The organism is Schaalia georgiae DSM 6843 (genome assembly GCF_000429245.1).
In the GTDB taxonomy this organism is placed as follows: Bacteria; Actinomycetota; Actinomycetes; order Actinomycetales; family Actinomycetaceae; genus Pauljensenia; species Pauljensenia georgiae.
This window is the reverse complement of sequence record NZ_KE386870.1, coordinates 51,964-65,169: the sequence shown is the minus strand read 5'-3', so window position 1 is coordinate 65,169 and position 13,206 is coordinate 51,964. Positions and strand designations below refer to the sequence as shown.

12 protein-coding genes are annotated in these 13,206 nt (G+C 68.9%); 4 read left to right on the top strand and 8 right to left on the bottom strand.

Going from position 1 to position 13,206, the window contains the following annotated elements; translation table 11 throughout:
- Positions 1-283: 283 nt before the first annotated feature.
- From G447_RS0108885 to G447_RS0108855, 7 genes are all read right to left on the bottom strand, one after another.
- Positions 284-1,102 (bottom strand): hypothetical protein, encoded by an 819-nt coding sequence (locus G447_RS0108885; RefSeq protein ID WP_026430784.1) that lies wholly within the window; start codon positions 1,100-1,102, stop codon positions 284-286.
- A complete protein-coding gene (locus G447_RS0108880) occupies positions 1,102-1,806 on the bottom strand; it encodes an ABC transporter ATP-binding protein (protein ID WP_005868034.1) in 705 nt (234 codons plus the stop codon). The genes G447_RS0108885 and G447_RS0108880 overlap by 1 nt, the downstream gene beginning before the upstream one ends.
- A complete protein-coding gene (locus tag G447_RS0108875) occupies positions 1,803-2,186 on the bottom strand; it encodes a GntR family transcriptional regulator (protein WP_005868053.1) in 384 nt (127 codons plus the stop codon). The genes G447_RS0108880 and G447_RS0108875 overlap by 4 nt, the downstream gene beginning before the upstream one ends.
- A gap of 277 nt (positions 2,187-2,463) precedes the next feature.
- Positions 2,464-4,830, bottom strand: coding sequence for a glycogen/starch/alpha-glucan phosphorylase (locus G447_RS0108870; RefSeq protein WP_005868039.1), 2,367 nt, complete (start codon positions 4,828-4,830; stop codon positions 2,464-2,466).
- Positions 4,831-5,198: 368 nt separating this feature from the next.
- Positions 5,199-5,525 carry a hypothetical protein gene (locus G447_RS0108865; RefSeq protein WP_026430783.1) on the bottom strand — a complete coding sequence of 109 codons (327 nt, stop codon included), beginning with the start codon at positions 5,523-5,525 and terminating at the stop codon, positions 5,199-5,201.
- A 224-nt stretch (positions 5,526-5,749) separates the two neighbouring features.
- The gene (locus G447_RS0108860) at positions 5,750-6,391 is read right to left on the bottom strand and encodes a MarC family protein (protein WP_005868051.1); all 642 of its coding nucleotides are present in this window, start codon (positions 6,389-6,391) and stop codon (positions 5,750-5,752) included.
- Positions 6,388-7,251 (bottom strand): PHP domain-containing protein, encoded by an 864-nt coding sequence (locus G447_RS0108855; protein WP_034476955.1) that lies wholly within the window; start codon positions 7,249-7,251, stop codon positions 6,388-6,390. Before G447_RS0108855 ends, G447_RS0108860 begins: the two co-directional genes overlap by 4 nt.
- 96 nt (positions 7,252-7,347) lie before the next feature.
- Here G447_RS0108855 and G447_RS0108850 point away from each other — a divergent pair, with 96 nt between their 5' ends.
- A complete protein-coding gene (locus tag G447_RS0108850; protein ID WP_026430781.1) occupies positions 7,348-8,382 on the top strand; it encodes an asparaginase in 1,035 nt (344 codons plus the stop codon).
- Between the two features lie 54 nt (positions 8,383-8,436).
- Positions 8,437-9,945, top strand: a complete 1,509-nt coding sequence (locus G447_RS0108845; RefSeq protein ID WP_026430780.1) for an aminopeptidase P family protein — start codon at positions 8,437-8,439, stop codon at positions 9,943-9,945.
- A 390-nt stretch (positions 9,946-10,335) separates the two neighbouring features.
- Here the strand turns inward: G447_RS0108845 and G447_RS0108840 are convergent, their stop codons facing one another.
- The gene (locus G447_RS0108840) at positions 10,336-11,256 is read right to left on the bottom strand and encodes a YflT domain-containing protein (protein WP_026430779.1); all 921 of its coding nucleotides are present in this window, start codon (positions 11,254-11,256) and stop codon (positions 10,336-10,338) included.
- A 102-nt stretch (positions 11,257-11,358) separates the two neighbouring features.
- Between G447_RS0108840 and G447_RS0108835 the strand changes: the two genes are divergently transcribed.
- Positions 11,359-12,648 (top strand): magnesium transporter MgtE N-terminal domain-containing protein, encoded by a 1,290-nt coding sequence (locus G447_RS0108835; protein WP_034476949.1) that lies wholly within the window; start codon positions 11,359-11,361, stop codon positions 12,646-12,648.
- A complete protein-coding gene (locus G447_RS0108830) occupies positions 12,641-13,189 on the top strand; it encodes a DUF1003 domain-containing protein (RefSeq protein WP_005868044.1) in 549 nt (182 codons plus the stop codon). The genes G447_RS0108835 and G447_RS0108830 overlap by 8 nt, the downstream gene beginning before the upstream one ends.
- Positions 13,190-13,206 lie beyond the last annotated feature (17 nt).

Sequence of the window (13,206 nt, the reverse complement as noted above, 5' to 3'; positions counted from 1 at the left end):
CCAGCGCGGTGCGAGGGGGCCTTTCCCGCAGGAGGCAGGAACAGCCTGCTATCAGCGGTAACGGGCATGAACGCGCCCCGTGCCCTGTGGTGGGCCAGGCCCGGCTCAGGACAGCAGGCCAAAGGGCGCGCCCCAGCCCACCGCCAGGTTCGCCGTGGCGTGGAGCAGGACGGGCACGACTCCGGCCAGGCCGGTCCCCGCGAAGCCCGAGACCGCCGTGCCCTCGCTGGCGGACCGGAGCAGCTAACGCTAGTATTAGGCCCTTCTCGTGCCCGGCCGTGCCTTAGCGCAAGGACAGGTGCCGGTTCAGCGAGCGGATCCCCCACCACACCACTGTGACGGTGACGAGCGCAGTCGTCACGATATAGCCCACGCCGACGAATGTCACTGGCGATCCGCTACTCGCTGATCGGACGATTTCCGGCAGCATGGTCTTCCACGTGAAGCCTCCGGTCTCCGTGTCGATGCCGCCGGGGAGCAGGAGCACCCCCGCCACGGCCGCCACCTGGTCGACGAGGTAGAGGAGGACGAGTCCGATGACCGGGGCGCCGAACCCGAGGTGGTTCCACCGTCCCTGTGCGCCGATGCTCATGACGGCTGCTATCGGGAACGCGCAGTTCGCGGGCAGTAGGAGGGTGTTGAGGACGAGGAGGACCCTGAGCACCAGGGGGAGCGCGTTCCAAGAATCAACGACCTCCGACACGATCCGCCCGAACTGGGCGCCGGACATCATCGAAGCCTGCCAGACGACGGCGAGGAAGCCGACAATCCAGAAGAGGATGCTGAGCAGGCTCACGCAATAGGCGAACAGGGTCTTCGCCCAGTAGAGCTGCGCACCCGTTGCTGGGAGCGTGTGCGTGAAGTAGCCGGCGTCGCAGTGCATGGACTTCCAGTAGGCGACCGCCACCTGAATGAGCATGGCGAAGGGGACCATGATGAGCGTCCCAATGCTCGCGATCAACAGGACGCCCGATACGGGCGGGACCGCGATGGCCGAGGAGAGCCCCAGGGACACAGCGATCACGAGGGTCCCGATTCCGGCGATGACGCCGGTCTTCGGCGCGAGCGAGCGCACTTCCTGCGCGAAGAGTGTGGTGAGCATTAGCGGTACTCCTTCCGGAACAGCGCGTCGAGTGACATGCCGTATTCGTCGCGGAGGTCGTCGACTGGGCCGGCGCGGTGCAGTCGGCCCTCTTTGAGCATGACGACTTCGTCGAGGATGGATTCGATGTCGGAGATCAGGTGGGTGGAGATGAGCATGAGGGCGTCCTCGTCGAAGTCTCGGAGGATCCCCTCGAGGATGATGTCGCGGGCCGCGGGGTCGATTCCGGAGATCGGCTCGTCGAGCAGGTAGAGCCGCGCCTTGCGCGCCATGGTGAGACAGATCTGCAGTTTCTCGCCCATTCCCTTCGACATCTCCTTGAGCGTGCGGTCGAGGGGGAGGTCGAAGAAGCGGATGGAGGACATCGCCTTGTCGGCGTCGAAGTCCTCGAAGAACCTGGAGTAGAGGCGGACGGCCGCGCCGGGCGTGAGCGCCGGGTCCAGGAAGGCCGCGGAGGGCAGGAACGCGACGCGACGCTTGGTTTCGACTCCGGGAGCGATCCCGTCGATGGCGACGGTGCCGGTCCAATCGGCGAGGACGCCGGCAAGGATCTTGAGCAGAGTCGTCTTGCCGCAGCCGTTGGGCCCGACGAGGCCGACGATGCGCCCGGGGTGGAGGTCGAGGTCGAGCCCGACGAGCGCGGGGCGCCCCCGGTAGGCCTTCGTCAAGTGCTCGATGTGGATGATGGGTGCCGTTGGTGTCATTGTCCGTGCCCTCCTTCTGGGGGATTGTCGATCCACCGCGCGTTGAGCAGGCTGACCGCTTCGTCGCGCCCGATTCCGAGTTGGCGGACGGTGGCGATGTGGGAGTCGGTTGCCTGGCGGGCGAGTTCGGCCCGCGCCCTGGCGATCGCCTCCGTGTCACTGGTGACGAAGCGCCCTTGGGCGCGTTCGGCGACGGTGAGCCCGTCGGCGTCGAGCCGGCTGAGCGCGCGTTGGACGGTATTGGGATTGACCCCGGCGTCGATGGCGAGTTCGCGGACGCTGGGGATCTTCGAGGCTGGAGCCCACTGGCCCGAGGCGATCTTCTGGCTGAAGGCTTCGACCAGTTGGATCCAGATGGGGCGCGTGTCATCGAAACGCATACCGCCCCCTTCCGTATCACTGTATTAAGACAGTAATACTGTAAGGCGCTCATCACGCCTGTGTCAAGTGCTTAATACAGACAGAGCGCGCACCGCCCGGACGAGGCCCCCGCAGCCTGCGGACAGCCGCGCGCGAAGCCGCCGACACCCCCGCATCAGGAGGACAGCAACGCGCACCACTTGGAACACGCACCCACAGCCGGCATCCCCACGCGGACACAAAAGGGCCCCGGGGGCGCATGCGCCCCCGGGGCCCTCCCGGAGCGGACAGTCGGCCTCAGTCGATCGGCTCCGCCCCGATGCGCCACACACCTTCCGCGTAATCGCGGATCGTGCGGTCGGAGGAGAAGCGCCCCGAACGGCTGATATTCGCCCACACCTTGCGGTTCCAAGACTTCTGGTCGAGGTAGTCGCGGGCCATACGGTCCTTCGTCTCGCGGTAGGCCGCGAAATCACCGAGCACGTAGTACACGTCGGCCGGGTCGAAGCCGCCCTCCATCAGGGACCAGCGGATGTCGTGGAACCAGCCCGCCCCGTTGTCGTCCAGGGTGCCGTCCGTGAGGGCATCGATGACACGGCGCAGCCCCGGCACGTTCTCGTAGTACCAGCGGGGGTCGTAGGTGCGCCGCAACTCGGGCAGCTCGTCCTCGGTGGCACCGAAGATGTAGGCGTTGTCCGGGCCGACCGCCTCGAGGATCTCGACATTCGCGCCGTCCAGGGTCCCCAGGGTGAGCGCCCCGTTCATCATGAACTTCATATTGGACGTGCCCGAGGCCTCCTTCCCGGCCATGGAGATCTGCTCGGACACGTCCGCGGCGGGGATGATGTGCTCGGCCGGGGAGACGTTGTAGTTGTGGACGAAGACCACCTTGATGCGGCCATCGATGTCCGCGTCGGAGTTCACCACGTCGGCGATCGCGTTGATCAGCTTGATGATGGCCTTGGCGCGCGTGTACCCGGGGGCCGCCTTCGCGCCGAAGACGAACACGCGGCTCGGCGCGTCCAGCTCCTGGCCCTCCTTGAGGCGGAAGTACAGGTCGAGCACGTAGAAGGCGTTGAGCAGCTGGCGCTTGTACTCGTGGAGGCGCTTGATCTGGACGTCGAAAATGGCGTCGGGGTCGATCTCAACGCCCTCGCGCTCCCTCACCCACGCGGCGAAATCAGCCTTGTTCGCGCGCTTGACCTCCGCGAGGCCCTCCAGCACCGCGTCCGTGTCAGCGTCGGTGAAATCCCCCAGGACTGTCAGGTCGCGCACCCAGGCGTCGGAGCCGGTGACCTCGTCGAGCAGGGCGGACAGGCGGGGGTTGCACTGCTTGAGCCACCGGCGCGGAGTGACGCCGTTGGTCTTGTTGTTGAAGCGCTCGGGCCAGATGGCATGCCATTCCTTGAGGGTCTCGCGCTTGATGATCTCCGTGTGCAGCGCGGCGACGCCGTTGATGGAGTACGAGGCGTAGCAGGCGATCCACGCCATCCGCACGGTGTTGCCGGACACGGGGGCCATGTAGTCGATGGTGCCCTGGTCCAAGCCGCGCTGGGCCATGTCGCAACGGAAACGGCGGTCGATCTCGCGCACGATCTCGGAGATGCGCGGGAAGAGCCGGTCGAAGATGTGGATGTCCCACGTCTCCAGCGCCTCGGCCAGGACCGTATGGTTCGTGTACGCGAAGGTGCGGGAGACGACCTCCCAGGCGTCCTCCCAGCCGAGGTCGTGGTCGTCCATGAGCAGGCGCATGAGCTCGGGGATGGCCAGCACGGGGTGCGTGTCGTTGAGCTGCACCGCATTGAACTCGGCGAAGCCGGTGAGGTCGTCGCCATGGTGCCTCACGTAGTTGTCGATGATCTCCTGCAGGGACGCGGAGCAGAAGAAGTACTGCTGGCGCACGCGCAGCACCTTGCCCTCGAAGGTGGTGTCATTGGGGTACAGGACGCGGGAGATGTCCATCGTGCGCTCACGGTCGACGATGGCGTCGGTGAAGCGCTGGGAGTTGAAGGCGTCGTAGTCGAACTCCTCGAGGGGCTCGGCCTTCCACAGGCGCAGGGTCCCGACGTTCTTCGTGCCGTACCCGGTGATCGGCATGTCGTAGGGGATGGCGCGCACGGTGAGGTCCGCGTAGGTGACGATGCGCTGGAGCTCCTCGCGCCGGATGACGAAGGGGTAGCCCTCCTCCATCCACGGATCGGGGTGCTCGGTCTGGAAGCCGTTGTCGAAGAGCTGCTTGAACAGGCCGTAGCGGTAGAGGATGCCGTAGCCCGTCACGGGCAGGTCCAGGGTGGCGCATGAGTCCAGGAAGCAGGCGGCGAGGCGCCCGAGACCGCCGTTGCCCAGAGCGGCGTCGGGCTCTTCCTCGAGGACGGTGGACAGTTCGATCCCCTCAGCGGCGAGGGCGTCCCTGGCCTCGTCGACCAGGCCAAGGTTGGACAAGTTGTTGAGCAGCGCGCGCCCCATGAGGAACTCCGCGGAGAAGTAGTGCTCCTGGCGCCCCGCCGCGTACTTCTTGGATGTCGCGTCCCAGCGGTCGGCGATCTGGGCGACGACCGCCGCCGAGAGCCCCTGCCACACCTCCATGGGCGTCGAACTGGCGACCGGGCGGCCCGAAGTGGCCCGCACCTGGGACGAGAGGGACTGGGTCAGATCCAGAGTCATATGCGTTCCTTTGGATTCTCAATTCGTGCAGTGCCGACGCAGCCCAGTGCGACGACGTTCACCAAAAGCCTAGCCGCGATTGCTCGCAAACCTGCAGGCAAGGGAGCATCTGGGATATGTACCACGTCCTGGGCGGTCCGGACGCGCCCAATGGGGCAGCGCCCCTGCGGGGCGGATCCGCTGTTGGAGGCGCCTGCTGCGGCGGGGCCCGCGCCTCCCGGCCCACATGTCCGTTCAGTTCCGTCTACGAGCTCGGCGAGCCGACCGGCGGAGCCCGCGCCTCCCGGCCCACATGTCCGTTCAGGGGGCAAGACACCCCCCTCTCCTGAGAGCAGCGGAGAGGGGGGCGCCGACTCGGGGCCGGGGCGTCAGCCGCATTTGCGCGCGGCGACCAGGGCGACGCCCCCGGCGAGCAGCATTCCGGTGACGCCGCCATCGACCGCCATGGGCGAACCGGTGTTCGCCAGGCGGGGTGCGGCATTCCGACCTGCGGAGACCAAAGTGTCGTAGTTATCACAATCGTAGCCCACTCCAGTGCCGTCAGCGCGGGAGGAACCCCCGCCCTGCGAGGCCGCCTTCGCAGCCACTCGGGCCGGCTCCACACCCGCGGGATCCGCGGCGTAGCCGATGCCGCCGATCCCGGCGACGAGGCCGGAGGGACCGAGGGCAACGAGCGCGAGTCGAGCCGTTTTCACCGATGCACCTTCAATGGAAGACAGGATTAATTACCGCATAAGTGTATAACAGCGCCCACCTGTCCGCAAGCACGATTACAGGTGAATATTAGAGGAATAATGCGAAATACTATGAAACTGACCACCTGAGGGCAGGCGAGTGGGCGCGACTTGAACAACCCGTCGCGCACGAAAGGGCGGTGCTTGGACGGGAGCGCGGTCTCGAATAACGGAACGCCGCGGCCTCACAGTGCCTTCGCGTTCGCGATGAACCCGAAGACGCCGCCCATGACCAGCTCCGTCGCGATCGCTGCCAGCAGCAGACCGGAGATCTTCGTGAGCAGCATGATGCCGCCCGGCCCGAGCAGCTTCGACAGGAAGAGCGAGAAACGCATCGACGCCCACATCACCACGTGCGCCAGGGCAACGGCGGACAGGACGGACAACCAGCCCGACAAGGACGCGCCCGCCTGCCCCACGGCCACCATCACGGCCACGATGGCGCCCGGCCCTGCCAGCAGCGGCGTCCCCAGGGGGACCAAAGCCACGTTGACCGCGTCGTCGCCCGTGTCCGGGGTGGACGAGTCCGATCCCATCAGCAGTTCCATCGCCACCAGGAACAGCAGGACACCGCCCGACAACCGCAGCGCGTTGACGGAGATCTGCAGGAAACGCAGGATCTGCCCGCCCAGGATCGCGAAGGCGATGATAATGCCCAGCGACACGGAAGTCGCCTGGCGCGCAGCGCTCTTCTGCTTGGGGGCCGTCAACCTGCCCGTGAGGGCGAGGAACACGGGAACGGTGCCGATCGGATCCATGATGACCAGGAGCGTCATCAGGGTGGTGATGAACAGGGTTGTGTCGAAAACGAAAGGGGTGAGAGTCATGGGCGCACTACGTCAAGGGTTCCCTGGGAGACGATGCCATCGATGACGGCGGGGTCCGTGGTGTTCTCGCCGAGCCGGTTCGGCTTGCCGGTCCCGTGGTAGTCCGAGGAGCCGGTGGTGGCCAGCCCGAGGCGGGCGGCCAGGCGGTCCACGTCCGCGCGGCCCGCATCGTCGTGGTCGCGGTGGTCGCGCTCGATTCCGTACAGCCCGGCGTCCGCCATCCGCTCGATCACGTCCTCGGGCAGCAGGCGCTGGCGGGCCCGCGCGCGCGGGTGGGCGAGCACGGGCACCCCGCCCGCCCCCCGCACCATGCGCACAGCGTCCACAGGGTCCGGCGCCCAGTGCCGCACGTAGTAGGGGCCCGACGGGTGCAGCGCGTGGACGAACGCGGAGTCCCGGTCCGGGAACGCCCCGGCCGCGACCAGCGCGTCCGCTATATGGGGACGGCCCACCGGGCCGTCGGAGGGCGCGAAGGCCAGGACCTGCTCCCACGTGATCGGGAAGTCCACGGCCAGGTTGTCCACCATGCGCCGCGCGCGGGTGCGCCGGTCCTCAACCGTTTTGGCGAACGCCCCGTTCAACGCGGCGTCAGCGGGATCCATCAAGTAGCCGAGCAGGTGCACGGTGACGCCGTCGGCGGAGCACGAGATCTCGACCCCGCGCAGCAGCGCTACGCCCGTCTCCCCCACGGCGGCCGCTGCCTCGTCCCAACCGGCGAAGGTGTCGTGGTCGGTCAGGCCGACCATGGACAGGCCGGCGTCGCGGGCGGCCCGCATCAACTGGGCGGGCGCGTCGGTCCCGTCCGAGCAGGATGAGTGGGTGTGCGGATCGATGCGGGTCACCCTCCGAGGATAGCCCATCGTGCCGGTCCCCTCGAAGGGGCGTAGTACCGTGGGCCCATCGAGCCGGACCCTCCCGAGGGGGAGCGGCCTCGCCCGTCCCGACCGAGGAGGAGCATGCGGATCCACGTCACCTACGCCGGCGGAACCATTGGAATGGTCGACTCCCCCGGCGGGCTGCGCCCCGGCGCCGACCTGGAGGGGTGGCTCCGCAGGCAGCTCGACGGCATCGAGGCGTCGCACACGATCTCCGTTTCGGCCCTGGACCCCCTCATCGACTCGGCTGAGGCCACCCCCGGCGACTGGCAGGCCATCGCCGATGACATCCGCGTCCACGCGCCCGCGGCCGACGCCTTCATCGTCCTGCACGGCACGGACACGATGGCGTACACCAGCTCCGCGCTGTCCTACGCGTTGGCGGACCTCGGCCGGCCCGTCGTCCTCACCGGCTCCCAGTGCCCCCTCGGAGTCGTCGGCTCCGACGCCTCGCCCAATGTCACCGGAGCGTTGCGCGCTGCGATGTCGGGGCGCGCACAGGGCACCACACTGTTCTTCGGGCACCTGCTGCTGGCGGGCAACCGCGTCACGAAAACATCGTCGTGGGCCTTCAACGGCTTCGACTCGCCCGCGGTGCCGCCCCTGGCGCGCACTGGGGGCCCCTGGCGGTGGGGCGGCCCGCCCTCCCCCGGGACCGGCTGGGAGTCGCCCAAGCCCTTCACCGCCCACGACGTGGCAGTCATCAACGTCGTCCCCGGTATGAGCGGCGCCCGTCTGCGAGCGATGCTCTCCCCCGCCCCCGACGCGGTCGTCCTGCGCTGCTTCGGGGTCGGCAACATCCCGGCCTCCCAGCCGGGCCTCGTCCCCGCCCTGGCCGCCCTCCACGAGGCGGGCGCGCCGCTCGTCGTCGCATCCCAGTGCCACCAAGCGGAGGTCGTGCTCGGCCACTACGAGGCGGGGGGCGCCCTGGCCGGGCTCGGCGCGATCAGTGCCCACGACATGACCTTGGAAGCCGTCTACGCCAAAACGGTGTTCCTGCTGTCCCAGGGTCTGCGCGGGGAGGAGTTCGCAGCGTGGATGAACCGGTCCATCGCCGGGGAGCTCACGGCGCCGCAGGACGGGGCCCACGACCACCACGGTCCGGCGCGCCCCTGAGGGCCGCTCGTGTTCGCGATCACCCGTGGGCCGGCGGCGTCTAGAATCGTGCTCATGAGCGAACAAACCTCCCAATCGATGGCGGACCGCGGCGAGAACCGCTCCCGCCGCCCCAGTTCCACCGCCTTCCGCGACTTCATCGGCTCCGGGTGGGGGCCTCGGCCCTCGGCGCTGCCGGAGCGCCAACCGGTGGCGGACTACGTGGAGGCACGGGCGCAGCTGGCGGGCGCGCCGTTCACGGGCCAGCGCCTCGTCGTCCCAGCCGGCCCCTACAAGGTCCGCTCCAACGACTGCGACTACCGCTTCCGCGCGCACTCCGCTTTCGCGCACCTGTCGGGCCTGGGCGCCGAGCGCGAGGCGGACACGGTCCTGGTCCTGGAGCCCACCGACGACGGCGGGCACGAACCGGTCCTCTTCTTCAAGCCCCGGGCGCCCCGCTCGTCGAAGGAGTTCTACGCCGACGCCCGGTACGGGGAGTTCTGGGTGGGCGCCCGCCCCTCGCTGGAGGAGCTGAGCGCTGAGACCGGCCTGCGCTGCGAGCACGTCGACACCCTCCGCGACGCGCTGGCCAAGGACGCCGGAGCCATCCAACTGCGCGTTGTGCGCGGCGTCGACGCCAACGTCGAGGCCATGGTCGACGAGGTGCGCCTCCAGGCCGGACTGCCTACCGGGGAGGACGCGCGCGAGGCCGACGAGGCCCTCGAGGAGCGCCTGTCCGAGATCCGCCTCAAGAAGGACCGTTTCGAACTGGACGAGCTCGCCCGCGCCGTCGCGGTCACGAAAGCGGGCTTCGACGACATCATCCGGGCGCTGCCCCGCGCCGTCGGCCACCGCCGGGGCGAGCGCGTCATCGAGGGCGCGTTCAGGGCCGTCGCCCGCGAGGAGGGCAACGGCGAGGGCTACGAGACGATCGCCGCCTCGGGCAACCACGCGAACACGCTCCACTGGATCGACAACGACGGCGAGGTGCGCGAGGGAGACCTGGTGCTGGTGGACGCCGGAGTCGAAGTGGACTCCCTCTACACGGCGGACATCACCCGCACCCTGCCGGTCAACGGCCGCTTCACCGAGGTCCAGGCCCGCGTGTACCAGGCGGTGCTCGACGCGTGCGAGGCGGCTCTGGCGCGCGCGAACCAGCCGGGCTGCCGCTTCAAGGACGTGCACGACGCCGCCATGGGCGTCATCGCCGCGCGCCTGCATGAATGGGGCATCCTGCCCGTGACCCCCGAGGAGTCCCTTTCGCCCGAGGGCCAGCAGCACCGCCGGTGGATGCCGCACGGCACCAGCCACCACCTGGGCCTGGACGTGCACGACTGCGCGAAGGCGCGGGCAGAGCTCTACCAGGGTGCGCTCCTGGAGCCCGGGATGGTGTTCACCATCGAGCCGGGCCTGTACTTCCGCGCCGACGACATGCTGATCCCCGAGGAGTACCGGGGCATCGGCGTGCGCATCGAGGACGACGTGGTGGTCAACTCCGACGGATCCGTCACCCGTATCTCCGAGGACATCCCCCGCACAGTCGCCGATGTCGAGGCGTGGATCTCCAGGGTCCAAGCCGGGTAAGCAGCGGGAGGGGCCATGTAGGCCGCGGGAGGGCCGGTCGGTCGGGCGTGCGCTCGGTCGGCTGCGCCCTCCAAACGGAGTTTTGTAACGCGAAAAGGTTCGTATCGCGAAGCGGGACGGGGTCGAGCCTGCGCCAGGCCGGTAGGGCCCTCCAGGCGGAGCTTTGTATTGCAAAGCGCGCCGACTGGGGCAGCGCGCAGGCTGTTTTGCAAGCGAAGCGGAGTTTTCAAAGGGATACCGTCACTTTGCAAGTGTTATAACGCTTGCAAAGCGTGGTATCGCTGTGAAAGCGGAGGTGTCGCTGTGAAAACAGCCCACGTCATGGGGCACCTGGGCTCCAGTCGCTCGCGGCCCCAGTAGCCGGGCAAGTGGCCGTAGCCGCTCTGTTCTCTATCGGTTAGAGCCGCCGGTGGGGCCGCCGTGGCCGGGGGCGCCCCCGTCGCTCTCCCCCATCGGCACGTCAACCGCCCCGGTCCGGGCCTCTCCGCCTGCAGGCGCAGCCTCGTCCGTCGGCACAGGTGCAGGCGCGGCCTCGTCCACCGGCGCGGGCGCCCCCTCCCCCGTCACCGCTGCCTCCTCTGACGACGCCGCCACGGGCACGGAAGCGAGCCCCTCAGCAGCGGCCCCCACGGCAGCGCGCCCACCGTGCGCCGCCCCGGCAGCGCTCGACTCCGTGCTGACCGGAGCACCCTGGGTGCCCCCGGTCGGCGCTCCGTCGGCGCGCCGAGCGCCGGACAAGCGCACACCGAAACGCGGCTCCTCGTCGGCGCGCGATCCGTACTCCGTAGGACCGGAGTCCTCGGTGCGCTCGCGCGCGGCCCTGGCGCGCGACTGGTTGCCGGGCGTGCGCTGCAACAGGCGGTACGCGGTGTCGATGTCCGAACTGGCCAGAACCGCGTAGCGCGAGGCCACCACCTGCGAGGAGGAGACGAAGTCCCTGCGCCCGCCCCGGGCGGTGTACGCGAGGGCGGACAGCCCCATCCCCAGCAGGGCGCCCCCCAGGAGTCCGCCGAACACCCATGCGCCGGTCGCCGCACCGCCCGACCCCGCGGACATGAGCATCCCGAACAGCGCCCCCCACAGGCCCCCGTTCGACGCGCCCGACAGGGCGGCGCGGGCGATCGTCAAGCGCCCCGTCACCCGTTCGACCAGGTGCAGGTCAGAACCGACGATCGTGATCGCCGAGACGTCGAAACCGTTCTCGGACAGGAAATCCACCCCTTGTTGCGCCTCGAGGTACGTGGCGTACGAGGCGACCTCCGTCCCCGTGGGCATCGTCGGAGCGGGGTGCGTGCGCGTCACTTGGGGCATCTGTCCTCCTGTGGTGTGTTTGCCCCCATTTTCCCACGGGTCGAGGGGCGCGGGGCAAACGGAGGGGCTGCGGCATAAACTGCTGGGGTGAGCAATGCACCCATGGAACTCGGCACAAAGGGACGGCGCGTCTACATCGGCAAGCTGGCGGGCACCTCCGTGTTCGACCCCCTGGGCGACCAAGTGGGCAAGGTCCACGACGTGGTCGTGGTGTTCCGCCTCAAATCCGAGGCCAACGTCATAGGCGTCGTCGTCGAGGTGGGGCCCCGCAAACGCGTGTTCCTGCCACTCACGCGCATCACCTCCATCGAGTCGGGGTCGGTCATCACGACCGGGCTGCTCAATATCCGCTCCTTCAACCAGCGCCCCATCGAAACCCTGGTCGTCTCCGAGCTCTTCGACCGGGTCGTCACCATGAACGACGGGTCGGGACAGGTGCAGATCCTCGACGTGGCGATGCGCCAGCGCCGCCCGAAGGACTGGGTGATCTCGACCCTGCACGTCCAGAGGGTGCGCACCTCCACCCTCGGCTTCTCCCGGCGCGGCGAGACCCTCACCGTCGACGTCTCGGAGGTGTCGGGCCTGCTCAAGACCGATTCGAACCAGGCGGCCACCGCGCTGGTCCAGTACACGGAGGACATGCGGCCCGCGGACCTGGCCGACTTCATGCACACGCTGCCCCTGGACCGCAAGATGGCCGTCGCCCTGCAACTCACCGATGCCCGCCTCGCCGACGTCCTGGAAGAGCTCGGCGACGACGACAGGGTCGCGATCGTGTCCGGCCTCGACGCCGCGCGCGCCGCCGACGTGCTGGACGTCATGCAGCCCGACGACGCGGCGGACCTGGTCTCCGAACTGCCCGAGAAGCAGGCCCAGTCGCTGCTGGCCCTCATGGAGCCCGAGGAGGCCGCCGACGTGCGCCGCCTCATGACCTACGAGGAGTCCACGGCCGGGTCGTTGATGACCACCGAGCCCGTGATCCTGGGGCCCAACGCGACCGTCGCGCAGATGCTGGCCGCCGTGCGCCGCGAGGACATCCCCGCTTCCATCGCCACCATCGCATTCATCACCCGCCCGCCCCAGGAGGCCCCCACCGGGCAGTACCTGGGGATGGTCCACATCCAGCGGGCGCTGCGCGAGCCACCGCAGACCCTGTTGGGCACCATCCTGGACCGCGACATCGAGTTCGTGGCCCCCGAGTCGCATGTGGCCACAGTGACCAGGCTGCTGGCGACCTACAACCTCACCGTCCTGCCCGTCGTCGACGAGGACGGCCACCTGATGGGGGCGGTTTCCGTGGACGACGTCCTCGACGCGCTGCTGCCACAGGACTGGCGGGACTTCGACGACGACGTGACCGACCGGATAATGGCAAGGAGCATCGATGGCTGACCGGCTGGACAACCCTCTGGAGCGGCGCCGCTGGTTCTCGCGCCGCAAGGGCGCGGGCCGCGGCGACGGCTTCGGCCGCTTCGCCGAGGCGACCGCTCGCTTCATGGGCTCCCCGAAGTTCGTCCTCTACATGACGGTCTTCGTCGTCGTGTGGATCGCCGCGAACCTGATGCTGTACCGGATCTCCGAGAAGGCCGCGTGGGACCCCTACCCGTTCATCCTGCTCAACCTGGCCTTCTCCACGCAGGCGTCCTACTCCGCCCCCCTCATCATGCTCGCGCAGAACCGCCAGGACGACCGCGACCGCGTCCAGGCCCAGCAGGACCGCCAGCGCGCCGAACGCAACCTGGCCGACACCGAGTACCTCACGCGCGAGATCGCGGGCCTGCGGCTCGCCCTGCAGGATGTCGCCACCCGCGACTTCGTCCGCTCCGAGTTGCGCGACATGCTCGAGGAGCTGCGCTCCGACCTGTCCGAGCCCCCCGAGGGGGGCGAAGGAGGGGAAGGCGCGGCGGGCGCGGAGAGCCCCGATCAGGGCTGACCCGCGCCCGCCACAGG